This window comes from Barnesiella sp. ET7, assembly GCF_024733785.1.
Lineage (GTDB): Bacteria > Bacteroidota > Bacteroidia > Bacteroidales > Barnesiellaceae > Barnesiella > Barnesiella merdigallinarum.
Genome location: NZ_JANRHM010000018.1, coordinates 23,509 through 49,539, shown reverse-complemented (window position 1 = coordinate 49,539; position 26,031 = coordinate 23,509). Strand labels below are relative to the sequence as shown.

Below are 26,031 nucleotides of genomic sequence, written 5' to 3'. Positions count from 1 at the left end.
TGTTTTAATCAGTTATAAATATATAGTCAGCACAGCGGTTTACGCACCCGGAAAAAATATGTTACCGCCATAGTCGCCTTCGAGCGGAGCCCAGTCGGTGATGGTGATGTCATTGTCTAAGGTGATTTCGTCACGTCCCAATGTCAGGTTGACGGTGGTGTACTTGCCTGTTTCCAACGGGATGGAAACCCCTACGTTATAGACGTATGGCTCGTCAATGTCTTTTACCTTGATCTGTATTTCAATTAAATTGCTGTTAGGAATCATGATACCGGCATAGCTGCAAGCGTAGTTGGCTGCCGGTGTTTCCAAAGCCGGGATGTCTATCGCCTTATTGTCGCCCTGTGGCGTAATCTCTCCGGAGAGGAGATTGATGCTTGCCTCCGCCTTTGCAATGGCTCTGACCGATTCCACGACCGGTGTTCCGGACCACTGGCTGCGGAAATTCAGGTTGATGACTAATTTCGACATCAGGTGGCTGAAGGTCAGCGCCACGGGCGTGTTAGTGGGCGTTATGCCCTTGTTCTCAGTGCCGGCATTCATGGCATAAAGAAGGTCGCTTGCCTCCTGGTCTTCAGGGGTCAGTACATAGTTCATGGCTTTCAGGTCGCTTACCTCCTGCACAGGGTAAATGCCCAGAAAGTAATGCGCCGAACTGCTGTTTGCCCACAGCATTTGCGGGCTGGCCGTCCATGTGCCGTCGTCGCCTAAGGTGTTGACGGAATTGTCCACCACAAGCTGCTGTGCATCGTCGGCTGTACCCAGCCAGGCATAGACGCTGATGCGGTCGCCCGTCTCGAAAGCCGATTCGTTGCCGTCGGTTGTCACACGGGTCATCTGCCCGATGGAGGCGTTCACCCGGATCTCTTTTGCCGGAGCATAGTCGGGTTCATGGTCGTTCGTGCATGCCGCCAGTACAAGGAGTGCGGCAGCAACGGATAACATGCTCTTCATCATAACTCTATCTTTATTTTATTTGTTAATTATATTCCGGGATTAAAGATGTCATCACTCGTAATCCAGCCTTCGCCCCAGGGGTTAATGTCGGTGGCGGTGATATACATGTAGGGCTGCATCCTGTCGTATTCCAATGCCAGCTCGTAGCGTTTCCCGGCAAGCATCAGGGGAGCTTCCGCCGTGTATTCATGACGGGAGCCGTCGGCAAAGGTCATGACCATATAGAGCATCGTGCAGGTTTCGCCCTGTGCCGTCGGCATCAGGCGGGCATCGGTAGAGAGCGTCCCCCTGTCGGCAACGGCTTGCGGCAGGAGCGCATCTGTCTTTTCGGCGGAAGGTACGACGTAGCTGTTGTCATCGCCGCGCCGTGCCGGATAAAGGCAGGTGGCGGCATTGCGTACCGTGACGGCAAGCGACGCTCCTTCGGGCACGCCGTTGATACGGACGGCAAGCTCTGCCAGCAACGGAGCGACACGGATGACGGAGCGGAGGTTGACCCCGGTGTCGGTCACTCTCACCCCGGCCACGCCACCGACGGCGTGTGCGGGCGAAGCCGACGGGTCGGCAAGCGAAACGCGCAGCATGTCGGCTGTCCGTGTACCGTTCTCATAATCATACCGAAACGGCTCTGTCAGGCCGCAGACGCCTACAAGCGTATAGTCGCCCTCCGGCAGGCTGAACAGGCCGGATGCCAGTTCTTGCGGAGAGGAAAACTCGTGCGCTTCCACTTCATGCCCCTCCGCATCGTATATCCACAGGTTTACCGGACTTGTGATGTCGGTCGGCTCGATGCCTTCAAGCCATTCCATGCCGACGGCAAGTCCGTGCCTGTCATTTTCGTGTATATCCTTGTCGCAGGCCGTAAATGTTGCGCTGAACAGGGCGCATATCGTTATATACAAGTAGAATCGGGTCGTTTTCATTTGCTTACCTCCTTTCTTTCCTTGTCTGTCACTTCGGCACGGCGGGCTTTCTCCGCATCCTTCTCGTTCACGTCACTGCCACGCCCTATGACTGTAATGCGTCCGGCTGCGATGCCACGACTTTCAAGCCACAGCTTGACTGCTTCGGCACGACGGATGGAATAGCGTTCGTTTACGCTCCGGCTGCCACTGGTGTCGCACCATCCAGTCACGACTATGTGCATGTCGGGATGTTCTTTCAGTATGCCGAGTATCGTTTCAAGCTTGGATGTCTCGGACGGACGAAGCGAAGTGCTGTTGAAATCGAAATAGACAACGGGGAATACGATGTCGATTCCGGTTGAATTGTCTGCTGCCGTGACAACAGTTTTCTGTGCCGTACTGTCCGTGACGGTCTGTTCCGGTATTTCCGCCGGGGCTGTTTCTACGGCATTGTCCCTCTCATCCTGCGGCTGACCGGCAGATGCCGGGTAAGCAATGCCGTGGTCTGCTTTCTTTCCGCTTTTCTTGCCGAACGCGAAACTGACACGTATGCCGCTTTCCCATATATAGTTGGCTTTGTGCCCGCTCTTGGGAAGTCCGTCCATGCCGTCGCCCGTAAGGTAAGTGACACCGCTGTAAATGCCGACACCTATACCGCAGGCAAAACGGTATCCTGCCTGAATGTTTCCGCCTGCACCCAGATGCCATTCCGTATTTTCCTTGCATGCCTCTTTTCCGCCGTCAAGGGTGGACAGGGAGGCTTTCGTGCCAACGGCTGCCAGCAGGGGCGACACCTCCACGCTCCACCGGCTTTGACGGGTGGACGGGAAAAAACCAAGCACATCGGCATTGAGCTGCAAACCGTAGCGTTGCGTCGTTACACTGCTTTTCAGGCCGGCATAGTCCCAGCCTTCCATTCCGAGTACCGGAGCATGATAACGGACACCGTCCGAACCAAGCCAGTAATTGCCGGAGATGCAGCAATCTCTCTGGCTCATGCCCGTTTTCCCGAAAACGGCCTGAGCCTCCAATGAAAGTACCGGATTGAAACGGTAGCCTCCGTAAAGCCCGCCGCTGAATCCCGCACGGGTCTTGTCGAAACCGAAACTGCTGAATGTAGATACGCCGAAGGGCACGCCGCCCTGCACGCCTGCATACCAGCCGGGGGATTTCGTATTTTCCGGGGCATCCTGGGCCATGAGCGGAGCTGCACAGAGCAGGATGCAGAGTAACAGAATATAGTTCCTTTTTTTCATATTATAGGTCATTATCACTTGATGCTGCTTAAATGGAAGAACCGATTTTCTTCTCCTCGATTCCGTCGCATTTCAGTTCTTCTTCAAACTCCGAACGGGCACGTGACTCGTAACGGAAAAAATTATTATAGTACGTGTTCCAGTATTGCTCCACCAGTTGCAGCCGGTAAAGGCTGGCTGCGGATAAAGAATCGAATTTCCTACAGATCAGGACACGTATGTTCCCATCGAGAAGAATCCTTTTTTGATGTTCTCCCTCAGTGGTAAGCTGAAACTGGTAACGGGTGGAATGGCAGCGGCGGCTGACAACCACGTAATAAGGACGTGAATCGGCAAATATCCCTCTGCCTTTCTGTATCTGACTGCAAATCCTCTTTGCCCGGTCAGTAGTCATTTCGCGGGGACGATACCAGAGATATTCACACCGTTCATGTTCATCTCCCCGGATTGCCGGATGAAAACGGCATACTGTCTTCGTCAGACTGAAAATAATCAACGCCACACCATATAAGAGGATACAGACCTCTTTGTTTTGCCATAGGGACCAGAGCAGGGTTACCGAACAGACCGGATAGGCCAAAAGGTACAGGCTTTCCGGATACATTTCTTTCAGACCGACATGTCCGGTGTATTCATAATCAAAACGTTTTCTATAAACCCGTATATAATCGTAAACGAGAAAGGTGTATGCCAGCAAATTATAGGAAAGTACCGTAAAACGGTATATGGAAGAATCTAATAGACCGGCAACGTATGGCAACCATAGAAGAGGTATCAGGCATAGAGCCGCTGTAACTTTCCACATGCTGAATCCGGTAAGGCGGTCGGCATATTCAAACGGATCGTTGTATTCCTGACGCATGAACAGGATACAGGATACCTGACATGTAGGAAGCACAAGTGACATACTGTCGAACCACTGTCCGGGAGTTACCGTTTGGGACAGGTTCTTGTCCAGCAAGGTAAGCAGTGACATAGCTCCCACAAACATCGTCAGGATGGAGAAGAATATATGTATGCCACGTGCCGGATAGTCATAGCGGAACGGACGTTCCAGATAGTCCACGTCAGGACGCATCCATCGGGGCATCCATGAGGTATTGGCATAGTTGAGCGTAAACGGAAATGCTGCCAGTCCGCCCAGCAACAGAAAAATACTTGCTATGATGGTTATTTCGGTATTCATACGACTTTTGCTTTAATGGGTTAAACGGGGCATACGAATACGGAAAAGGGTGGAAAACTCCCGTAAAAAGGAGTTTCCACCCTTGCATATATTGATGATAATAAGTATATTAACGCGCGAAGATACGCCGGTCGCAATGTGTGTGTGTGTGTGTGTGTGTTTACACGAATTTCACACATTTCCAAATTTTCGGCACACTTTTTTGAAAGGAAATACGGGTATATGCACGATGCAACAGACAACGGAATGTTGCCTGAACAGATTGTCATATTTCCTGAAATGTACCGTAAATCGAAATTCATTGCCGTTCTTTTATTAAAACCGCCGCAAAGGTAACGAATTTTAATGAAAGGACAGAGGACAATTTATGAAAATCTGAAGGACAATTTAAGGAAAAATGCTCATAATGAGGGACAATTTAAGGAATTTCCTCAAATTGTCCTCCCGTTTACTTGTCCTGTTCACCTGATTTCAGATTTCTGCTGTATGTTCTTACATTGGAAAAGCCGCAATGCGTGGCAATATCCTCACGGCTTGCCGAAGGATGTTCTTCCTTGTACCGGACAGCGGCTTCTATCCTGAGCCGGTTCAGTTCCTTGTAGAAGGAACCGAAACGCTCTTTCATGACAATGGACACATATTTCCGGTTGCTCTTTACCGCATCTGCCAGTTCGCCGATCTTCAGGTTCGGGTTCAGGTAAAGTTTGCCTTCGCTCAGTGCTGTCCGGATTTTAGCTTCCAGTTCATCCTTGACGGAAGCAGAAAGCAGGCTGCTGCCTTCCTCCTGTTCGGACAGGACTGCTTCCATTTTTTCCGTTATGAGTTCTTCCGCTTCTTCCACCACTTCCCGGTATTCTTTCCGCTGCGGATGCAGTATCAGTATCAGGAATACGATGTGCATGGCTGAAATGACCAGCTGGAGCCACATGTTGTAATCACGGTCGCCGGTGGCAAACAGCCACCATGCGGCTCCCAGATACAGCACCGGCATGAATACGACAAAACCGGCAAAACGTACCGGAAAATCTTCTCTGTTGGAATACTCTTCCTGCATGTGCAGGCGGATCTGGCGCAACAGCCAGCATGTGGTATGCAACAGCATGGCGGTCAGCATCAGAGAATAAACGCCGACAAGCGGAAAGAGCATGTAACGGTGGCGGTGGAGCGTATCTCCTCCTATCCACCCATATATCCAACAGGTCAGGATAATGGCTGAAGGAATGATACCGGACAATACAAATATCAGTCTGCGGTGTTTTGTCCTACTGAAGAAAAACCGGCGGAACGACAACACGCCCGCACCGGGCAACAGCAGCACAAGAAAGACTCGAATGAAAAACCATGCGTCCGGGCTGTCCATACGGAAAAGCCATACCACCGGCAGGGCAAAACAGACATAGACAATCGTGATGAGCTTGCGTGCCGGATAGAAATAGGCTTCTTCCTCGTCAAACGGACGGCACATGTGGAAATAACGCACCAACGCACAAAACAATGACGTGATGACCAGTATCAGGCAGGATGCCGCATAATAGATTTCAGGACCTTGTATCATCATTTCGGATTTCTAAAAATTTCGCGAATTTACAAAAAATCCGTTTGTATCAGGTCCTCCAATCAGAGCTTTTTATCATCTAACCCCTTATTTTTCACATATATGTCAAAGAACGATGGATTATTTTTTCATTTTTATCGCTTTTACTAAATGAAGCTCCTTTATCCCGAGTTTACGCAGTTCGGGCGAACGCACATAGATGACACCGACCTCATAAGTGCCCGGCTTCACATGAAAGCTGTAAAGCAGATAACCGGTATAGGGCTTCACAAGCAGGCACGCATGATAGTGATGCCTGCCGTCATCCACCGGAAAAATATACTTTTTTCCGCACAGCCGCCTGAAAATGCCGTAGGCTTCATCCTCGCTGAACACACGCACCATCCTGATGTCCGTATGGTTGCGTGTATAGGGCTGACCGATGGCCTTGCCGTCCGGGAAAAGGACGGCAAGGATGCTGTCTGCATCCCCTTTCTCAGACGCAAATGACCTGATGCCGCCTGCTGAAAAGGCAAGCGACATCAGGATAAACATACGCAGGACCGCGTAACATACCGGATTATTTATACTTCTTGTACGCATTTTCCAGTTTCGTGTCATATTGGTTCTGGGCATACGACGGACCGTTGTAATGACGGGCAAACTCTTTCCAGTCAAGCGTGCGGAGATACTTGTCCCATTTGTTTCCTTGCAGGAAACGGACGAACAAATCCAGCTGCTTGCCCTCGTTTTCCGTCATTTCATTCACAAACTCGCTTACATTCTTGCAGCCGCAGGCCTTGTAATTGAATCCCATGATCTGTGCCAGTCCCCAGCTTGCGGAAGAATCGGCAGCCTCATGATGGATGGCACGGGCTTTCTCCAGACGGTCATATTCCTTCATGCCGCCCTTATAGTGGCTTTTGTCCCACTTCGGATAAAGTATGTCCTCGTTGCCTTTCTGGTATTTCTCCGGGTCGATGCCTCTTTCCTTCAGCTGGCTCCAGAATATATGGCCTTCAAAAAGTATGGTCGGATGCCCGGGAGCAAGGAAACCGCCCTTGTTGCCCGTTTCCACTTCCAGAACCGCCTTGACCGCCGCCACTTCCACGCCGAGCAGACCGGCAGCCCTCTCATAATCGGCATCATTGATACGATAGGAAGAAAGGGCACGGGCATCCTCGTTCTGAAGCAAATCCCATGTACGTTTGCCTACTATACCGTCGGCATCCAGTCTTCCGTCACGCTGGAACTTGCGGACGGCTGCATCCGTTTCCGCGTCAAATACGCCCGTGCCGTTCACCGTATATCCCCATTTGCAGAGAAGCTGCTGGAGCAGTTCCACGTCAGGACCGGTGGAATTTAATCTGATTGTTTGCATAATCTTTTTTTTAATGGTTATGTTGTTAAAATGAAAAGGAGCGGCGAGCCCCTCAATGCTTTTTCCGCACGCTCCTCAGGACGATATGAAACGGCATTATATCAATCCTTTGTTCATAGCTGTAACCTCATACAGGGCTTTATATACCCGGTAAAGGAACTGGAACAGTTCAGTTGCGCTGAACTCGCCGTCCTTACCGATACCGATGTCCTTGTTCTTTCCCGAAGGGTCGAAAAACAGGTTGTCGGGAAGTTGCGGACCGCTTTCCACCAATGACGGGTAGAACTTCTCTTTCCACAGCTTCATGTCTTCATCGTTGAACTTTACATTACCTTTTGTCTGCGGATACTTTGACACATACTTTTCCAGCATGGTTGCACAAGCCACCAGCATTTCGGACTGTCCGTCCAGACATTTTTCAAATGGATTCATAAATTACATTTTTTAAGAGTTGATAAAATATATGGTTAACAAACACTCTTTCCCTTTCGTCAGACGAAGGAAAAGCTTTTTCTCCGAGAGTATTTTTTTGTTGATCAGTTCAATTTTTCCTCCGTCTTGAAACGAGACACTGATTACGGTCTTGTCCCCTATACGCCGGGTTGTCAACCACGACACTTCTACACGAGGTATGCCGAGCAGGAAAAGATAGGCGTCCACAAAGTTCGCCGGGCGTACCTTCCATTCCGCACGGTTGCCGTTCTTCCGTACGGAAAAAAGCCGTTTCTTGCTTAAATGTTCCAGACGTTTGCAGATGATGTCCGCGGAAATGCCGTTTTCGGGGTGTTCTTCAGGAGAAGAGGGCGGAACATCCGGCACCGGAACCGGAGGCGCGTCGGGAGAATCCGGCGGATTATCGGTATGTCCGTTCTCATCGGATGCCTTTTTCCGTAGTCCCAGTGAACGCAAGAACGCAACATACCATCGGTGTATGGTGGACTTGACCCGTTTCCATGTTCCTTTTTCTTCCATGACCGTTTTTTATCTGTTGAACTTGCTCTTTTTTTCCACATTCAGACGTGCCGCCTCCACTTTGGCAAGGGCTTTCAGGGCATTGGAAGACTGCCGGCGGTCAATATGCAGTTGCAAATGGCAAAAAGGACATTGCAGATAGGTAGCCGAAAGCAGCTCCGTTATACTCGTGGTAATGAATCTGCCGCACTGCGGGCAGGCAAAACCCGGAACCCGTTGTTCATGTTGATTATTGTCTGCCATTTCTTTGTTCCTCCTTGTTTTCATCCTGCGAAGACGGTTCGTCTATATTTTCTATCTGAAGGTTGTTGGTGGTCAGATGAAGCAGGTTTGCCACACCGCCAGGCATGTCGGCCTGTTGCATCTTGACTTTTATCTTCATGTTGGCAGTCAGGGACTGCTGGGTTGTTGTCTTGACGCTGCCGCTGGCACTGCTTGGAGCCATAGACACACGCAGCTTGACACCGTCGTTACTGTTATCTTCCGATTGGGGTTCACCTTTCTTAAATGAAAATGTGGCGTCCTTGTCCGCGCTGACCGCATCAACGACCTGTATGTCGAAATCGAAATCCGCTTCTTTTACCTGCAACAGAGGAAGCGGGACAAGGGTCAGCAGCGGAATGCTGATTCTTTGCAGATGGGTGCCATTCACATCCTGGCTCGTGAATGTGAAATCAAGTGTCCGTAACTTGCCGCCCTTGCCCGTTTCCTTGTCGTATTCTTCAAATGCCAGTTCTATCAGGTAGCTCAGATACCTTCTGGCGGAAATGGTATCCGCGTCTATTGTAGCAACCAACGGGCCGGAAATAAGGTCTTTAAGTTCCATCACTTGGCTGCTGATGTTCTTTTGGTTATTCTCACTTGCCATGATTATGGGGTTTTATGTTGTACGATTGAATTTATTTGTTCTCATCCTGATATAGCCTGATGTCGCGAGGATCAAGTTTCAGATGGAGTGTGTGGACACATTCGTCCGGAAGTTTCGCTATTTCTTCCGAATTAACCGTTACATCAAGGGAGGGAACGAGCTTCTTGCGTTTCAAGTCCAGATCCTTCAGGGACTCGTCAAGCACCGTCTTAACCGACTGGCGGATCTCCTGCCTTACCTTTTCGCGGAGCAAAGTGCCGCCTGTCTGGTCAAAATGGAAATTGAAATCCTTGTTGTTGAGAACTTCTTCCTCGCAGGTTGAAATCACGCATTTCATGATTTGTCCCCGGTTGGCAGTACCGTCATCGTTGATAAGTGTGAGGAACGACTCACGGAATGATTTAAGAATCTTACGACTCAGATAGGCACAAAAATCACGTTTCATGTCCGGAGCGCTGTTCAGCATGAGTACGGGGTTGTCCTCCCCTTCGGCGCTGTTCGTGGGCATTTCCTCCTGAAGTGTTTTCAGCACACTGGCCAAAACAGTATTGGCGAGCTGCAAACTGATCTCTTTCGAGAGTTTCCGCAATGCCGGATAATTGATTTCAAACTGTTCCTTTTGGGCGGAGTCGTCCTTTACTCCATATTGGATGCCCAGTTCGAGTTCACCGAGCGCGATGGCGGGCAGATGGAACCTTTCCAGACGTCCGTCCCGTCTGTAAATCTCTTCCAGCGATGCGGCATACATATTTGCCTCATGTTGTGCCGATACCATATCGCGGAGGATTGAACTGATAATTGTACTTAATTGAGCCATAAGATTCTTTTTTTTAGGTTTTAATGATCTGAATTACTGTTCTACTTTCACATTCAGCTTTTTGTCGGCATTGTCAGTAACTTCAACAGTGTAATCACCGATAGCCTTCAATTCAAAGACTGCGCTCTCTGCATTGGTTTCAGTAGCGTTGCAAGGATTTCCGTTTCCATCTGTTACTTTGACTTTTTCAGATTCGAACAGACCGTTGCAGTTCTTGTAAGTGACAATCAAAGTCGCATTGCCGTTCGGGTCAAGAGTCAACTTGCGAGCATTGACTTCAAGTGTACCTTTTGGATTGCTGACATCCATCGCGCTGCCCAACAGTTCAAGCACTTTTGCCAGACCTGCCGGCATACTGTCCTGTCCGGCCTTCACCGCCACGTCCATTGTGTATTCCACACTGTAACGTGAATCCTGTGTAGCCTTTGAGTCCTTTTTGGATGAATAGTTGGCTTTCATGTCTGCTTCCACGCTGAAAGGTCCCCAGCCGGCTTTGGCTTTGATGTTTGCCCCGGCATCTATCGCCTCAGAAGATGTGTTCTCCTGAACCGAAGAAGATGATGCAGAAATGTTGGCCTTGAAGTTGATGTCCACGTTCTGGATTGCAATGTACGGGATAGGTACAATGGTCAGCAACGGAACATTCAGCTGTACCATGCGTCCGTCCTGCATGAACTGGAACGATACGTTCACGGCTTCTTTCTGATTTGTCTGCGGATTAACCGTCAGACCTACTTCCTGAATAAACTGCCATGATGTCTGGGCTGCCATAGCCTGTGCTTCGATTGCAGCTTTCAACGGACCTCCGATAATGGAACCGAAGGGAATCGCTTGTAGTGCACTGGTTGCTACTTGCGAAGGGGTGGTGTCAATTGCCATAATGACCTCCTTTTTTTAATTGTTAATAATAAATTGTTTTAATGTAACCTGTAGGTTTACGATGGTAAATTTACGGGAGACATATAAGTGGGGCAAATTTGTTTTACGAACTGCCGGAATCCTTTATGAACAACATTACAACGGATTCTTTCTGACACCGATAAAAGAGAAATGCTCAAAGAAATCTTTGCGGTATTCGCGACCTATCGGAATATATTGGCCGTTCATTCTTACACAGTTTCCAGCGATACTTTCAACATTTCTGACATTTACAATATATGAACGATGTATCCTCATAAACTTTTTCTGAGGGAGGTCTTTCATGATATTGGCCAGATTGATTGAAACCATCATTTTGTTTCCATCCCTAAAATGGATGCAACTGTAACTTCCGTCAGCCTTAATCCATAGAATATCTTCGTCATCCACTTTCAAATAATCTGTCTGGTTCCATATCAGCAGATACTTTTTCTTAATAGGGGTTGATGATTCTAAGTTCAATGCGATATTTCTACAACCCGAATTAACTTCAAATCGTATAGGCAATCCTGCCAGACTTTCAGGCAAGGTTATCACCAAAGATAGTTTCTCTTCCATATCTTAAGCATTTATAATTGGGGTAAATAACTACCTTTCTCATTATGGAAGAAAACCGTTTTATGAACGACTTAAATTCTTTGTAAACGGCATTGCTACCTTTAATATTAGACAAATAAGATTTAGGTCCGTTACCACGTTTTACAAAACATTTTGATGCGATTTCATCCATTTTTTGAACTTCAAAATCACACAGACATGGTAAGAAAGAAATTTTCATTCATTTAAGAATGTATTTCTTTACAATTGCAACAAATAATCTCATAATAAAAGACGGCTGCCTTATGACAACCGTCTTTTAATTACAGTTTCAAACCTTTCGGTTTGCTTTCCTTTTGCAAATCACTCATGACATAGCCAGATTGCAGCTGCGGCTCCAGAGGTATCGGTTTTGTCCCGGTTCCTTCCGGCAAGGACGGCTTTTCTCCGTCGGGGACATTCTCGCCGGGTGGAGCCAGCTCCAGCTGTATCTTGCGGTCCAGTGCGGCGAGTTCTGATTTAAGCTGTTTCAGCTCGTCCTCTTTCTTCCATGTCTTCCCGGCTATCTCCTGCAACTGCGGGATTTCACGCTCCAGCGTGGCGATCTTTTCCTTGTACTGGTCGATGATGCCCGGTATCCTTTCCAGTGCGTTCAGGAAGTTCGTGGCGGCGGCATGTGTGTCAGCCATTGCCAGATGCCCGTTGTTGTAGGTGTACTTGTAATTGCCTTCTATGACAAAGCGGTTGTCGATAAACTCCAGACCTTCTTTGAGCGTCCTTTCGCTGACCACCTTGATGGGGAAGCCGTACAGTTCGCCTACACGCTTGTACTGTCCGCCGGTCGTGGCGTTCTTCGCTATCTCCTGCAGGCGTTTGCCGATGGATTTTTCATCCGTCTGTTCCAGCCCGTCCACCTGTATCGGATTCAGGCGGTTGCCGTCCATGTCGGTCTGTACCGCTGCCGTAAACTTTTCCCAGTCTTCCGTCATACCCCTGGCTTTCTCTATCGAGTCGGACAATGTGGCGGTTTTGGATTCAAGTTTCCGTTCGGTTTCGCGTCTGCCCTTGTTGAACGATTTGCGTTCACCCTCCAGCGAGGCTATCTTCTTCTCCAGCTTCGCCTTGTCCAGCAGGTCGGTGTTCCCCGACAGTATCGCCATGTATTCCGAAAAATTCATGCCGGATTTCTCGTCCATCGCTCCCTCGTCTATGGTTCTTGCGCCCATTGCACCGCTCTTCAGCTGACTGATGAACGTCTGCTTGCAGTGCAGCAGGTTGAACTTGTACGAGTCCAGCGACTTTTCCACCGCATAGATGATGACATCCACATTGTTGCCGGCAAAATGCTTGGCGATCTCGTTTCCCGCACGCACGCCACGCCCGTCACGCTGTGCAAGGTCGGACGGGCGCCACGGTGTGTCAAGATGATGGATGGCCACACATCGTTTCTGTGCGTTCACACCCGTACCCAGCATACTCGTCGAGCCGAACAGTACACGCACCGAACCTTCATTCATAGCGGCAATCACCGCCTTGCGTGCCTTTTCCGTCTTGCACTCCTGTATGAACCGGATTTCCTGTGCCGGTATGCCGTGGTCCTCCACTAATTTGCGCTTGATTTCGCTGTACACGTTCCAGCCTTCTCCCGTCTGGTAGGTTCCCAGATCCGAAAACACGAACTGCGTTCCTTTCTGTGCTTCATACCTGCGGTAGTACTCCGCTATCATCCTTGCGCAGTGGCTCGCTTTGTTGTCCGGGTGGTCTTCATATTCCGGGTCTATCATGCGCATGTCCAGTGCCATCTTCCTTGCGTAGTCCGTGGCGATGAGCATCTTCGCCTTTTCCTCCGTTTCCGACAACGGCAATCTGCCGAGCAGTGTGGCATCGCCCGTCTTGGCAAATTCCATCAGCTGTTTGATGAAATATTCCTGGTCGGGCGTGGGAGGTATGTTGTGCAGTATCTCGTTCTTGTGCGGACGGTCCACGCCCACATCCTCCGCTGTGCGGTAGTCCGTTATCTCGTTGTAGAACGCCGCCAGCTCCGGCACCTTGATGAAGTAGCGGAAGCGTTCCTTCTGCACGATGTTGTTCGTCACATTGAACTCAAAATCCGTCGTTTTTTTGGCGAAAATTGCCGCCCATGCGTCAAAGCATCGGATGTCCTGTCTTTCCAGCTCCTTCGGACGCAGGTACTTGAAAAGCAGGTACAGCTCCGTCAGCGAGTTGCTGATGGTCGTGCCCGACAGGAACGTCGCCCCCAGATCCTTTCCCGTCCGCTCCTGGATGGTGCGGATGGCAAACAGCAGATTCAGTGCCTTCTGGCTTCCTTCCGAGTTGCCCAGACCTGCCACACGGTCATGCCTTGTGTTGAACGTCAGGTTCTTGAACTGGTGCGACTCGTCTATGAAAATATGGTCGATGCCCATCTGCCTGAAGTCCACCACATCGTCCGTCCTCGACTTTATCGCGTGTTCTACCTTGTCCAGCTTGGCTTGCAGGTTGAACTTGCGTTTCTCCAGTCCTCTCAGCATCGCACGCGACACGTCCTTGCCCTGCGAGCGCAGCACTTCCAGATTTTCCTCCACCGTATCCAGCTCTGCCTGCAGGATGCGTTGTTGCAGTTCCGGCGACTGCGGGATTTTTCCGAACTGGTCGTGCGACATGATGATGCAGTCATAGTCATTGTTCTTGATGTTGTTGAAGAACCGAACGCGGTTAGCGGCTGAAAAGTCCTTTTCCGAGGCATACAGGATACGTGCGTTCGGATAGGCTGTCTGATAGGTCGCCGCAATTTCGGAGACATTCGCCTTCAGCCCGATAATCATCGGTTTGTGGGCAAGCCGGAGACGTTTCATTTCATGTGCTGCGATGCACATTATCAGCGTCTTGCCGGTTCCAACCTCATGGTCGCAGATCCCGCCTCCGTTCTGTTTCAGCATCCAGACACAATCCTTCTGCGATGGGTAGATGCTTTTCACACCCCGGCTTTCCAGCCCCTTCATGTTCAGGTCGGGAAATGTCTGGTGCGAGCCGTCATATTTCGGTCGAACGAAGCAGTTGAACTTCCGGTTATACATGGTTGTCAGACGCTCCTTGAACTGTGGCGACTGTTCCTCCAGCCACTCAGTAAAGCCGTTGCGGATTTCGTCAATCTTTGCGTTGGCGAGTTGGATGCCCTCGCTGTCGCGTGCCTTGATGTCGTTTCCGTTCTCGTCCTCGCCGACCTTCTTCATCATGTCGGGGCAGGTGTTGTGCAGAGCGTGTTTCAGCAGACTCATGCCGTCATAGTTCCGGTAATAGCCCTTTACACAGAACTCCTCCCATATTTTCATGTTCTTGTAGGCACATGCCACCGAAAACTCGTCAAGGCTCGGCGAATAGGAGATTTTCACTTCCGTGTCAAACAGATGGCTCATGTAGGCGGCATAGATGCCTGTCGGAATCCATCGCTCGCCGAAATTGAAGTCCAGTTCCTCAAAACCGATACGCTGCGGCGTGGCGGCTTTCAGGGCTTCAAGAGACTGCTCCGCATCCGCAAGCCGCTCATGTCCGGGATGGTCGTTTATCCATTCTTCCACAAGCTCCGCCTTCTCTATCACGTTTCCAGCAATGAATCGGTCCTTTATCTCATAGCCTGAAACCAGCGGGTTGTAATAGATACGTCCCTGCAGGGCTCCGAGCAGTTCCTCTTCCGTACTGTCGGTTATGGCACGCATGAAGTCGAGGTCTATGCCGCCATATCTGTTGAGCGAGGCGGACAGGGCTTCTTCGGGCGACCCGGCATTGACGTATGTTTCCACCGAAAAGGAAACGGGACGCTCGAAAATGTCCGCCTTCACGAATTTCCCCTCTTCGGCACGTTCCAGTGCAAGGACGTCACGCCCGGAGGCATCCATCATCAGAAGTTTTGCATTCTGTCTGGCGTTCAGGTTGCCGTAACGCATCACGAACTCGTCATAGGACACGTTCAGGTATTCACGCTGACGGTTGTCCTCCGTCCGGTTTTCCGCCTCATTCCGGTACAGGCGTTCATAGGCGTCACGGATGGATATATACAGCAGGGCCTTTTCCTTCTGGTAGCCTTTCAGGTCAAGCGGGTGGAAGGTGGCTCCATAGGGGGTGATGCCCCTCAGATACCCGACGGTGGTCCCTTCCGCCACCATTGAGCCGTCACGGTGATAGGCTTCCACCGTCCCGCTGTACGGGTGCGGTGTCAGGTCGGCAGTTTCCTCCTTGGCAGTTTCCGTATCATATTCCGGGAACAGCGAAGCGGAAGTTGTTCCCGTCTGTCCGGATTGTACGGACGGATTCTCAGCCGTAGCGGTCATGCCTTCCGGCAATGGGCTTTCATCTTCCGGTGCCTGTTCTGACCCGTGTGTCATGTCAGCCTGCTGCACCGGCCGGGAATCCGACGATGGCACAAACGCCGGGTCGAGGGTGTCTTTCATGCCGGACTTCGCAAGCAGTTCCTGTCTGTGTTTCTCCGCCTCATGCCTGAGCTGGATACGCACTTCGGGGGTAAGGTGCATCATGGTTTCGTAAAAACCGTTGATGGGCGGGTTTTCCTCCCAGTCTATATCCGCATATATGTCGTCCGGATGGGCTTGGACTGCCGTTTCTTTGGCTTCCACATCTTCCGCTTTCACATCTTTCACATCTTCCGCCTTTTCGTCTTCAGTCTCCGTTTGCGGGGAAACGGCAGATGCAGCCGCCGGTTTATCCGTAACCTTCGGCGTAACCTGTGCCTGCTTCTTGCCGTTCTTTTCCTTTGACTTGGCTGCGGACTTTTTCTTTTTGCCCGAAAGGGCCTGATTGCGTTCCTCTTCCGTATATTCCCACAGGTCAAAGAGTGTCAGCTGCACGGTTGGAGCCTGTTCCGGCTCATGCGTCCCGGTCTCCTGTCTTTCCGTAACCGGTTGTGCCTTTTCTTCTGTCGCTGCATCCCTGTTCTCCGGTTGCTGCCGGACGGGGTCAGGTTCGGGAACTGACCTTTCCGCCTTCACTGTTTCAGTTTCCGGCATGGAGATGCTCATGGCGGATTGTACGGTCTGTTCCGCTGCTGTCCTGCGTCCATGATAAAGTTCCATGTTCAGACGTTTGCGCAAGTCCTCCGCAAGCATCCTGCCCAGGTCTGTCGCGATACCTTCCACACCTCCGCTGTGCGTATATATCATGGCGGGCTTTCCGTACGGGTCGGTACCCCTCTTCGCATCGGTATGTACGATACGTTCCGTGTGGTAGGCAAAATAGGCGTTCTCCGTCAGTCCGCCGTTATGTTCCGTCTGTATGATGGTCAGTACCCTCTCTTCCTGTGTCAGTTCTTTCTTTTGCAGGTCTTTTTGCAGGATGATCAGGTCGCTGCCGGCTTCCGTGCCTGCATTGTCGGTAAACAGGTTGTTGGGCAGTCGGATTGCCGATACCAGATTCGCCTTGCTGAACATCTCGTTCCTGACGGATACCTTCGAGCTGTTCAATACCCCCTGCGAGGTGATGAACGCCACGATGCCGCCGTCACGCACCGCATCCAGACCTTTCAGGAAGAAATAGTCATGGATGGCTTTCTGTGCCGAACGTCTGCCAAAGGATGCGCTGCGGCTGAACTCCGCATCGAACACTCCGAAATCCCCGAAAGGGATATTGGAGATGGCAAGGTCAAAATGGTTCAGAAACGGCTTTTCGATTTTCTCGAAACCCATCGTGCGGATTTTCTGTTCCGGGTAAAGACAGCCCAGCAGCTTGCCCGTCAGCAGGTCCTTCTCGAAAGCCATCACATCCGCCTGCGGCTGGTATTGCAGCACCGCATCCACAAAAGCACCCATACCGGCGGACGGTTCCAGTACGCGGTCGGGACGCACCTTGCGGTCATACAGGGCTTCCGTTATTGCACCCGTAACCTCCGCCGGCGTGTAGAATGCCGTCAGTACCGATGATTTCAGCGAGTCCACATAACTTTTGTATTCCCTTTCATCCCGGCTGTTCTCACGGATCAGCCGGTGCAGTTCGATGGTCGGGGCAAACAGGTCGAGGTCAGATTTCGCCCAATGGACGGCATCCGTCAGTTCTCTGGCGGGATTCAGTATGCACTTCAGTCCCCCGAAGCCGCAATACCTTTCCAGCAGCACACGTTCACGCGCGGTGGGCGTGCGCTGTTCCTTCTCCAGTGTGAATGCCGTCCGTATCGCCTCGATGTTGTCGCGCAGTTTCTGCTTGCGGTTAAATGCCATACTCCCTCAGGTAAAGGACGACGGCTCCCGTCAGCTCCGTATAGAGCAGGTCATAGTCGGACGACAGGGCGAACTGGTCGTCTGACAGGTCGTAAATGGAGAATATGTTGCCCACAAGCGGCAGCAGTTTCTCTACGAAGCCCTCACGCGCGTCTTCCGGAATCTCTTCATGAAACTCGCTTTCCACGACTTCACGCAGGATGGCGTATCGGGAATAGTGCAGGCCGTGGACGAGTGCGGACATGGCAATCTCCTGCGCACCGTCGGGAGTGTACCCCTCAAGCCTTGCACGCTCATAGGCTTCTGCGGCTTCATCGGCACGCGCCTTCACGAAGGCGGCATCGGAAGCCTGTTCAAACTTGTTTTCCTTGAGATAGTTCAGCAGATACAGACCGTAATAGGAAAGTTCGGTCTGTTCAAGATTCTTCTTGTTCATTTTTACAATGGATTTAGTGATTTGACAAATGTCCGGATATACGGGGAAGGGGAAGAAAAAGGCACCCGGTATCCCTCCGAGTGCCACCACTAAATCCAAAGTCTTGATCAGTATGATGATTTATGAACCTTGAATCAGTGGCAAAGGTAGTCCAATCCGGATGAAATACGAAATAATTTCCGCTGATAATTCATCCGAAAGGCGGATTACCCCTTACTTCCCATTCCTCACTTTCTCTTTTTTGCGGATGCCGCACCGTCCTTTCTTTCCGGAAAGACAAAACCGGTGTTGAAGTCGGCATCAAAGACCAGGGCGGCATCGAAACGCTTGCCCTGCTTGTTCTTGAATCCCTTCAGGACACCCGTCTTTCCCTTTGTCAGCAGTTCCCTGATTTCATCGTCGGTAAGCATCCTGTTGGCTTTCAGCCTGAATATGGGCAGGCCGCATTCCGTGTTGTCGCATCGTACCACCTTGCCGAAGAACTGCATCCTGCCCGTTCCGCACTTGGGACACATGCAGCCGGAATCCTTTTTCCCGAACAGCTTTTCGCACGACAGCAGTTCGGAGGTGATAGATGTCGCATATTCCTCAATCTCCTTGCGGAACTTTCCGGCAGATACCTCTCCGCGTTCGATGCACGCCAGTTCCTTTTCCCATTCGCCGGTCATGGCTACGTCGGCAATGCGCATGGTCTTGACAATGGAATAGAGGGCAAGCCCTTTTTCTGTGGGCACAAGGCATTTCTTCTGCCTTGTCACATATTCGCGGGCAAAGAGCGTTTCAATGACGGAGGCACGGGTGGCGGGGGTTCCGATACCGCAGTCCTTCAGTGCCTGACGCAGTTCCTCGTCCTCGATTTCCCTGCCGGCCGTTTCCATCGCCGAGAGCAGGGTGGCTTCCGTATGGAGAGGCTTGGGCTTGGTCTTTCCTTCCGTCATGGAACAGCCGCTTAGGTGCAGCAGTTCCCCTTCTTTCCAGTCCGGAAGTATCGTCTCTTCCTGTTCTTCCTTGCAGACGGCACGCCATCCGGCCTGTTTCACTACATGACCTTTGGCTGAGAATACCACACCGGAACATTCCACCGTGACGGCTGTCACGTCCTTCACGCATTTTTCCGAAAAGGCTTCTATCATGCGTCCCGCTATCAGATGGTACACCTTGCTTTCATCTTCGGAAAGGAACAGGGGCTTTTCTCCCGTAACCAGCAGTGCGTGATGATCTGTCACCTTGCTGTCATCAACACTTCTTCGGGTAGGCTCCGGCTTTTGCGGGACCTTGCCGCTCCATTGTGAGAGCCTGCCGATGAAAGCCAGCAGTTTCGGTATTTCCGCAAAGACATCTTCCGGGATGTATCGGCTGCCGGTTCGGGGATAAGTGACGAGTTTCTTCTCATAAAGTTTCTGCGTGATGTCGAGTGTCTGCTCTGCAGTGAACCCGTACTTCGTGTTCGCATCCTTCTGGAGTGTGGTCAGGTCATACAGAAGCGGTGTTTCTTCGATTTTCTCCTTTCGTTCGACTTTCACGACAGTAGCCGTGTTGCTCTCCTTTACATTATTATATAGGGCTGTTGCGGTTGCCTTGTCCTTCCATTTCTCCACCGACGGCATTTTCACGACTCCGTCACTGTCCTGTACCTTTGCCGAGATATGCAGCTGCCAGAAGGCTTCGGGGGTGAAACGGCGGTTTTCCCAATAACGTTCACAGATCATCGCCAGTGTCGGCGTCTGGACACGTCCCACCGAGTAGGTTCCGCGTCCGGCTGCGATGGACAGTGCCTGCGTTCCGTTTATCCCCACCAGCCAGTCGGCTTCACTTCGGGCTTTGGCGGCATGGTAAAGGTTGTCATACTTGCTTCCGTCTTCAAGTTTTTTCAGTCCCTCACGGATAGCCTTGTCCGTCAGGCTGCTTATCCACAGACGCACGAACGGGACCGTACAGCCGATATAATGATAGAGGTATCGGAATATCAGCTCACCTTCGCGGCCGGCATCGGTCGCCACAATAATCTGCTCGCTGTCCTTGAACAGTCTGGTGATGATTTTTATCTGGGCGACCACGCTGCTGTCCGCCTTGTATCCTTTTTCCGTCCTTACCTGTCGGGGAACAAGCGTGAAGGTTTCGGGAATGATGGGCAGGTTGCTGCGTACAAAGCCGTGCAGGTTGTATTCTTCCGGCATGGCGGGCTGGACAAGATGTCCGAATGCCCATGTCACATTATAACCGTTTCCGGTCAGATAACCTTCCTCTCGCTTGCCGGCACCCACGATGCGGGCGATTTCACGTGCCACACTGGGCTTTTCTGCTATGATTGTTTTCATACTGATTTGTTTTGATTCTGTTTTTTATGTTTTTGGATTTAGTGGTGTGCGGGGACTATACCTTCATGCCTTTGTTTTTCTTGGGCTTTTCCTGCTGCTGCTTCTGTGCGTCATCCTTCGGGGCTGACTGTCCCTGCTGCAGCGGCTCCTTGATGTTCTTGGTCGCCTCGTTCGTCTTGCCCTCGCTGTTTACGGCTACCTGTGTCCGGCTTTCGTTCGACGGGGCGACTTTCTGGGCATTGTCCGGATTTTCATCGTAGCGGTACGGGCGTCCCTTTTCCGGATTGAACTTGACATACATGATGGCATGCTGCCCCTGCTTGTCCGTCACGTTCTCCAGTCTGATGGTCTTGCCTGCCTTGTAGTCCGCCTGCTGCTGTTCCGTCAGGGGCTTGCCGCACCATTTGGTGATACCGCGGATGCTGCCGTCCTCGTTCGTCCATGTGTTCCTTTTCTGCTGCTTCGCATCCTGCTTTTCAGCGTCGTTCATGTCCGGTTCCAGTTCCGGCAGTTCCGTGTTTTCCTGTTTCTGTACGGTACGCGGGGACTTTCCGGTGCCCGGCACGAACTCGACTCCGCGCTGTTCCACATTCACCTGCAGGGTCGTTACGAACTTCCTTCCGTCATTGCGTTCCACCAGCTTGTCTTTTACCGGCAGCCCCGCACGGAGCATTTCCTGCTCCTGTTTGGTGATTTCCGTCTTTCCGATTCTTTCCGGTATGCGTACCTTGCTGGCAGGGACATCGGTGATTTCGTTCGTCTTGCGGTCAATGCTGATGTACGAGGGAATAATCTCTCCGGTTTCCTTGTCCACAAGGTCAATCACACGCCCCATGTTGCCGGTAGCCTTCAGATTCCTTTTGTCGTCTTCCGAGAACTTGTGCCCTTTGTACTCGTCAAGTTTCTGCTCCTTGCGGATGAAATGCGGTACAAGACCGATGCTGCCGTCCTCGTTTTTCCTGAACGACAGGCGGGCGTCCAGTTCAAAGATTTCCTCCCCGAACTTTGGGGACACTTTCACCAGATCCGACTTGCCGTAGTTGAGCATCTTCTTCAGGTCACCGGACTTTTCAAGTTCCTCACGGTCGATGCCCCATTTCTCTTTCAGTTCCTGCCAGTTGATTGAACTCTCGTCAATGGGCTGGTAGCCTTGTCGGTTCTGAGGCTTTTCCTGCGTTTTTTCCTGTTTCTGTTCCATGTTTTCCTGTTTTTTTGTTTCACTTTGTTCTTCTTTCTTTTCCATTTTTTCTTCTTCCGTCTGCATCTGATAGGTGGATGTGTCCACCTTGTGCGGGGCAAGAATGTCCTTGTTCTCATGGGGTTTCTGCAGGAGGTCTTTCATCACCCCCAAGAGCGAATCCACCTGATCCGCCGCTATGCGGTAGAAACCGAAGCGGCTGGGTTCCTTGCATTGCCGGAAGAAGTTTTTGAAAAAGTTGTCGAGCATGTCACCATGCTTGTCGAACAGTAGAAAATCCTTTGCGTTGTCCAGCCTTGCCGGAGTCCGCTTGGGCGAGCCGTCCGCATTAAGGCCGGCTACCACGCTGATTTCGCCCGTCTTTTCATCACGGACTATCAGCACGTCCTTTTCGTCGCTTTTCTTTGCCATTTGAATAATTTTTAATTGTTATTTATTAAAGAAATTATGGATACGAGCCTTGTAGAACTCGACATCGTCCTTCTGGAAGTCCTTTACGTGTTCCGACAGGAATTTCAGCACGTCATCTTCGCTGTAATAGGTCTTCTTGCCCAGTATCTTGTAGGGCAAGGCTCCCGTGCTGCGGTAGCGTTGCAGTGACCGTTTGCTTATCTGGAGCAGCAGGCACAGGTCCTGGTTGTCAAAGAGCCGTATCCTGTCCGGCGTGTGTTCCCGTTTTTCCGGTGCTTTCAGGGCAAGCAGCATCTCGTCCTGACGTTCAAGCCTTTCAAGGATGGTTTCCATCCACTGTTCAAACAGTTTCTTTGTCAGCAGTTCCATGTTCATGTCCTCCTTCCTTTCGGCTGCCTGCCGTTTCCGGTGGGCAGTCTGCTGTTATGGTGCAGTTCATCGAGTGTCCTGCCGTCCTCCCGGATGGTATGGGAGTCAAGAATCCTCCGGATTTCCGAGAGCCTGTACTGGCATTTGCGCCGCAGGACCACGTATCTGATACGGTGATCATCCCTCATGCGCTGCAAGGTCCGCTTGCTTACGCCCAGTTCTCTGGCGGCTTCATTCGTGTCGAGAAGCCTGTCCGTATTTTCACGTTTCATCGCCTCCCTGATTTCACGGACATAGCCGGCTACTTCTGCTATCTGTTCCATCATTGCCTTGTATGCGGAACTTTCCATCGTTATCACTTTCATGTTCTGTCTTTTTTCTTGTTCCTGCGGCAAAGTTCAGCAATAAACAAAAGGGGCTTTAACAACTCACTACGTGGCTCACGTGAGATTTTTTTGAGAAATGGCTCCGTTACCCGGACAAACGGCGCAACAAGTTGCCAGTTAGCGGAATATGGAATCTTTTTCCGCCTGCGTCGTTACCTTTGCACGGAACTAAAATCAAATTCTTATGGAAACGGTATCTATTGAGAAAAAGACCTTCGAGGAACTGATGGCGCAGTGGGACGCCTTTGTGGAAAAAGTGACCGCCTTGCAGCGCAAGGGGGACGGGAAACGCCTTGCCCGTTGGCTCACGGGCGACGAAGTGTGTAACCGGTTACGGATAAGCCAGCGCACCTTGCAGAAACTGCGTGACAAGGGATTCATCGGCTATTCACAGATCGGGCACAAGTTCTTTTACAAGCCGGAAGAGGTCAAGCGGCTGATTCCGCTTGTCGGCATAATCCACCCCGGCGGCAAATAACCGAATATTCACCACTAAATCCGAAGTAACATGAACGAGAACAATGAAATCATCACGATGGAAGACGAAAAGGTCGCTTCCATATTGCAGAAAATGAAAAAAAGCTCCAGATGGCTCAGCGGGTTTCTGGAGAGTTACCGCCCGCCGCTTGACGGTGAGGTGTACCTGACGGACAAGGAAGTGGCAGACCTTTTACGGGTAAGCCGCCGTACTCTTCAGGAATACCGTAACGAACGGCTGCTGCCTTATATCATTTTAGGCGGAAAGGCACTGTATCCCGAATCGGGACTGCGTGAGGTACTGGAAGCGAACTATCGGAAGCCTTTCAGATAGCCTCCGACCAAAAGCAAGAACGGACAGCCGTCATCCGGTTGTCCGTTCTTGCTTGCGTTTGTTCCGTTCTCAGCAATGGCCTCCTTTGGCTATCGGCACAAACAGCATATAGGTATCCTTCTGCTCTTTGGCGTACGCTTTCCGTAAAAGCCACGAACGGAACACATGGGTATAATAGGTATTCAGGCGGAACGCTATCGGTATAATGATTTCAAGGGAATAGACATCGGCATTCAGACCGTTTTCCAGCCGGACATACCGGCACACCTCAAAGTCATTCAGCACGTCCGTTTTCAGGATTGCCCGGATAGCCGCATTCACCGCTGTTGTTGTCACATTGAACAGTTCTCCGATTTCCCATGCCGTCATCCATACATCGTTACCGGTTACGGTTACCGATTTTCCTTCTATGGTAATGATATTTCGTTTCATGATTCTTCTTTTTTAGATGTTGCATCCTTTGAACTCTTCTATGCTGCCAAGACGTGCGACAAGATTTTCCATATCCTGATTGAGCTTTTCTTTTGTAATCTTCGCATAGATTTGCGTCGTCTTGATGCTCTTGTGTCCGAGCATTGAACTCACCGTTTCAATAGGTACGCCGTTTGACAGGAATACCGTTGTCGCCGCCGTGTGGCGGCTCTGGTGCCATGTAAGGTGTTTCGTGATACCGCACCGTTTGGCTACGGCTCGTATTCCATACAGGCAGGTCATGTAATGGGGGACAGGGAATATCCTTCCGTCCTCACACAGTCCGCGGTATTTTTCTATGATTCTTCGGGGCAGGTCCAGCAGGCGGATATTCGATTCCACGCCCGTCTTCTGGCGGTTGATGTTTATCCACTCATGGTTGTCGAAGTATGTACGGATATTTTCCTCACGCAGATTGCGCATATCGGAGAATGACAACCCCGTGAACGCACAGAACAGATACAGGTCACGGTAAAGCTCCTGTTTGGCGTTTTTCAGTTTGCCGTCCATCAGCATACGGATTTCCTCTTTCGTGAGAAACCCTCTTGTCGTTTCCTCTTTCTTGATTTCATATTCACGGAACGGGTCGCGTGTCAGCCATTCATTGTTAATGGCAATGAACACCATTGTCCGTAACGGACACACATAAAGCCAGACCGTATTGGTACAGCAGTGCTTGTCCGTGCGGAGAAACATTTCAAAATCGGAGATAAATGCCGGAGTAAGTTCCTTCAGGGCAATATCCTTCACATGGTATCGGATATTCAGGAACTCTTGCAGGTGCTTGTAAACGACCAGATATTTTGAAAGCGTGGCTTTGGCTTTCATGCCGGCTTCCACCTGTTTTGCATAATCCTCGTTGTGCTGGCGGAACACCTGCATCAGTGTATGGCAGCGGTGTTCCAGTCCGAGAAAGGCATTCTTCACTTTTTCAGCCGTCACAAAATTGTCACGCTCCATGATTTCCTGATAATGCCTGTTGATGCTCACACGCATCTTGTCAAGCAGGCGGTTTGTTTCAAGTGCGGCTGAACTTCTTCCCGTGACACGTCCGCCTTTCGTGTCCCACAATTTGGGATCGACCGAAAGTTTGCTGCTGAATTGCGTCTGCGTTCCGTCCACTGTGATACGTCCCATAACCGGTACTGTACCGTCTTTCTTCACTGCCTGTCTTTTCAGGTAGAAGATAACTGAAAATGTACTCTTCATCGTTCTAAAATTTTTTTGGTTTCAAATTTAGTTCGTGAAGAATCCTTCGTCGCTACGCAAATCATTGAGGAATACTGCAATTCTCGTTCACGCCGCATTTTCTTGCGTGAGTTGTTAGTAACTCACTGGAAGTTAATATTTTCTATATTCTTCCAACCTCGTCATAACCTGTTTTGGGCATGGTCACGAATTGGTAACGCTGCGATGTCCTAACTTGGCTTTTTCATTGCTTTTTCTGTCTTTCATTTTTTCAAGCCATCTTCCTAAAACGCCTATCTGCCAATAACTTTGCTACATTTTTCTGTTTATCACTTTTTATTCGTACTTTTGTATCCATAATATAATGATTTACTATGAAACGAGAAGTAAAATTTATATTTTTAAAGGGTGACGAAGATATGATTGATCACATCAAGTGCATCAACGAACTAAAATGTTTATATTGGACAAAAGGACGGAAACGATTCGCCATAGGAGATATTTGTTATTTATACCTAACAAATGGCGGATATAATCAAATCTGTTATAAACTGAAAGTTGCCAACACTAGCACCTCCAGAAAAGACGAAAAATTTTGGAAAGTTCCATTTTTCCCCGATCCAGACTGTATCAAACTGATACCTATATCTTCAATGTATGAGGGGAATTACCTAAAAAGAGCTGATTTAGAAAATATTGGAATAAGCCGCTACATCCAATCCTACAAATATTTAGATAAAGAACAAGTCGATTATATTGAGCAGGAACTACAAAAGTAAATAATCCATAATCGCTATTTCATTAGCTTTTCTCATTATGCAGATTTGCGAGAAAAATTTGTACACCCGAACATTATTTGTATATTTACCGTTACTTAATCCTTACGAC

At 50.2% G+C, this 26,031-nt stretch carries 25 protein-coding genes; 3 read left to right on the top strand and 22 right to left on the bottom strand.

All coding sequences use genetic code 11. The annotated features are described in order from the left end of the window. Nucleotides 1–39: 39 nt before the first annotated feature. The 20 genes from NW211_RS11220 to NW211_RS11125 all read right to left on the bottom strand — a co-directional run bounded on the left by NW211_RS11220 (nucleotide 40) and on the right by NW211_RS11125 (nucleotide 22,652). Nucleotides 40–957 (bottom strand): fimbrillin family protein, encoded by a 918-nt coding sequence (locus NW211_RS11220; RefSeq protein ID WP_235352756.1) that lies wholly within the window; start codon nucleotides 955–957, stop codon nucleotides 40–42. Between the two features lie 26 nt (nucleotides 958–983). After that, nucleotides 984–1,880, bottom strand: a complete 897-nt coding sequence (locus tag NW211_RS11215) for a FimB/Mfa2 family fimbrial subunit (RefSeq protein WP_235352757.1) — start codon at nucleotides 1,878–1,880, stop codon at nucleotides 984–986. Beyond that, nucleotides 1,877–3,118, bottom strand: a complete 1,242-nt coding sequence (locus NW211_RS11210; protein WP_235352758.1) for an OmpA family protein — start codon at nucleotides 3,116–3,118, stop codon at nucleotides 1,877–1,879. Before NW211_RS11210 ends, NW211_RS11215 begins: the two co-directional genes overlap by 4 nt. Nucleotides 3,119–3,146: 28 nt before the next feature. Continuing rightward, nucleotides 3,147–4,304 (bottom strand): hypothetical protein, encoded by a 1,158-nt coding sequence (locus tag NW211_RS11205; RefSeq protein ID WP_235352759.1) that lies wholly within the window; start codon nucleotides 4,302–4,304, stop codon nucleotides 3,147–3,149. Between the two features lie 448 nt (nucleotides 4,305–4,752). Then, the gene (locus tag NW211_RS11200) at nucleotides 4,753–5,862 is read right to left on the bottom strand and encodes a helix-turn-helix domain-containing protein (protein ID WP_235352760.1); all 1,110 of its coding nucleotides are present in this window, start codon (nucleotides 5,860–5,862) and stop codon (nucleotides 4,753–4,755) included. Nucleotides 5,863–5,979: 117 nt separating this feature from the next. Then, a complete protein-coding gene (locus NW211_RS11195) occupies nucleotides 5,980–6,393 on the bottom strand; it encodes a hypothetical protein (RefSeq protein WP_258327901.1) in 414 nt (137 codons plus the stop codon). A 25-nt stretch (nucleotides 6,394–6,418) separates the two neighbouring features. Then, a complete protein-coding gene (locus NW211_RS11190) occupies nucleotides 6,419–7,183 on the bottom strand; it encodes an N-acetylmuramidase family protein (RefSeq protein ID WP_258327900.1) in 765 nt (254 codons plus the stop codon). A gap of 132 nt (nucleotides 7,184–7,315) precedes the next feature. Continuing rightward, entirely contained in the window at nucleotides 7,316–7,651 is a 336-nt protein-coding gene (locus NW211_RS11185; RefSeq protein WP_177897435.1) for a hypothetical protein, read from the bottom strand. A 12-nt stretch (nucleotides 7,652–7,663) separates the two neighbouring features. Then, complete coding sequence (locus NW211_RS11180) at nucleotides 7,664–8,191, bottom strand: hypothetical protein (protein WP_235352763.1); 528 nt, start codon at nucleotides 8,189–8,191, stop codon at nucleotides 7,664–7,666. Nucleotides 8,192–8,200: 9 nt separating this feature from the next. Then, nucleotides 8,201–8,434 carry a hypothetical protein gene (locus tag NW211_RS11175; RefSeq protein WP_235352764.1) on the bottom strand — a complete coding sequence of 78 codons (234 nt, stop codon included), beginning with the start codon at nucleotides 8,432–8,434 and terminating at the stop codon, nucleotides 8,201–8,203. After that, the gene (locus NW211_RS11170) at nucleotides 8,421–9,059 is read right to left on the bottom strand and encodes a DUF2589 domain-containing protein (RefSeq protein WP_235352765.1); all 639 of its coding nucleotides are present in this window, start codon (nucleotides 9,057–9,059) and stop codon (nucleotides 8,421–8,423) included. Before NW211_RS11170 ends, NW211_RS11175 begins: the two co-directional genes overlap by 14 nt. 31 nt (nucleotides 9,060–9,090) lie before the next feature. Continuing rightward, on the bottom strand, nucleotides 9,091–9,876 hold the full coding sequence (locus tag NW211_RS11165; RefSeq protein ID WP_235352766.1) for a hypothetical protein: 786 nt from the start codon (nucleotides 9,874–9,876) through the stop codon (nucleotides 9,091–9,093). A gap of 33 nt (nucleotides 9,877–9,909) precedes the next feature. Then, on the bottom strand, nucleotides 9,910–10,755 hold the full coding sequence (locus NW211_RS11160; protein WP_235303303.1) for a DUF2589 domain-containing protein: 846 nt from the start codon (nucleotides 10,753–10,755) through the stop codon (nucleotides 9,910–9,912). A gap of 135 nt (nucleotides 10,756–10,890) precedes the next feature. Further along, nucleotides 10,891–11,352: a LytTR family DNA-binding domain-containing protein gene (locus NW211_RS11155; RefSeq protein ID WP_235303599.1), complete on the bottom strand. Its 462-nt coding sequence runs from the start codon at nucleotides 11,350–11,352 to the stop codon at nucleotides 10,891–10,893. Between the two features lie 302 nt (nucleotides 11,353–11,654). After that, nucleotides 11,655–17,555 (bottom strand): helicase-related protein, encoded by a 5,901-nt coding sequence (locus tag NW211_RS11150; protein WP_235352767.1) that lies wholly within the window; start codon nucleotides 17,553–17,555, stop codon nucleotides 11,655–11,657. Continuing rightward, nucleotides 17,545–17,991, bottom strand: coding sequence for a DUF1896 domain-containing protein (locus NW211_RS11145; RefSeq protein ID WP_235352768.1), 447 nt, complete (start codon nucleotides 17,989–17,991; stop codon nucleotides 17,545–17,547). The genes NW211_RS11150 and NW211_RS11145 overlap by 11 nt, the downstream gene beginning before the upstream one ends. 227 nt (nucleotides 17,992–18,218) lie before the next feature. Next, a complete protein-coding gene (locus NW211_RS11140) occupies nucleotides 18,219–20,309 on the bottom strand; it encodes a type IA DNA topoisomerase (RefSeq protein ID WP_235352769.1) in 2,091 nt (696 codons plus the stop codon). Nucleotides 20,310–20,364: 55 nt separating this feature from the next. Next, on the bottom strand, nucleotides 20,365–21,918 hold the full coding sequence (locus NW211_RS11135; protein WP_235352770.1) for a DUF3945 domain-containing protein: 1,554 nt from the start codon (nucleotides 21,916–21,918) through the stop codon (nucleotides 20,365–20,367). An 18-nt stretch (nucleotides 21,919–21,936) separates the two neighbouring features. Further along, nucleotides 21,937–22,287, bottom strand: coding sequence for a helix-turn-helix domain-containing protein (locus tag NW211_RS11130; protein WP_217770530.1), 351 nt, complete (start codon nucleotides 22,285–22,287; stop codon nucleotides 21,937–21,939). A 2-nt stretch (nucleotides 22,288–22,289) separates the two neighbouring features. Beyond that, entirely contained in the window at nucleotides 22,290–22,652 is a 363-nt protein-coding gene (locus NW211_RS11125) for a helix-turn-helix domain-containing protein (protein WP_148330998.1), read from the bottom strand. Between the two features lie 205 nt (nucleotides 22,653–22,857). Between NW211_RS11125 and NW211_RS11120 the strand changes: the two genes are divergently transcribed. Further along, nucleotides 22,858–23,151, top strand: a complete 294-nt coding sequence (locus NW211_RS11120) for a helix-turn-helix domain-containing protein (protein ID WP_022233788.1) — start codon at nucleotides 22,858–22,860, stop codon at nucleotides 23,149–23,151. A 30-nt stretch (nucleotides 23,152–23,181) separates the two neighbouring features. Next, on the top strand, nucleotides 23,182–23,484 hold the full coding sequence (locus NW211_RS11115; RefSeq protein ID WP_109114889.1) for a helix-turn-helix domain-containing protein: 303 nt from the start codon (nucleotides 23,182–23,184) through the stop codon (nucleotides 23,482–23,484). Between the two features lie 69 nt (nucleotides 23,485–23,553). On the opposite strand, the gene NW211_RS11110 is transcribed toward NW211_RS11115, so the two are convergent. Then, a complete protein-coding gene (locus tag NW211_RS11110) occupies nucleotides 23,554–23,916 on the bottom strand; it encodes a hypothetical protein (RefSeq protein ID WP_022233786.1) in 363 nt (120 codons plus the stop codon). A 12-nt stretch (nucleotides 23,917–23,928) separates the two neighbouring features. Further along, on the bottom strand, nucleotides 23,929–25,164 hold the full coding sequence (locus NW211_RS11105) for a site-specific integrase (RefSeq protein ID WP_225722587.1): 1,236 nt from the start codon (nucleotides 25,162–25,164) through the stop codon (nucleotides 23,929–23,931). Nucleotides 25,165–25,517: 353 nt separating this feature from the next. On the opposite strand from NW211_RS11105, the gene NW211_RS11100 reads away from it, so the two are divergent. Then, nucleotides 25,518–25,922 carry a hypothetical protein gene (locus NW211_RS11100; protein WP_258327899.1) on the top strand — a complete coding sequence of 135 codons (405 nt, stop codon included), beginning with the start codon at nucleotides 25,518–25,520 and terminating at the stop codon, nucleotides 25,920–25,922. Nucleotides 25,923–26,031: the final 109 nt, after the last annotated feature.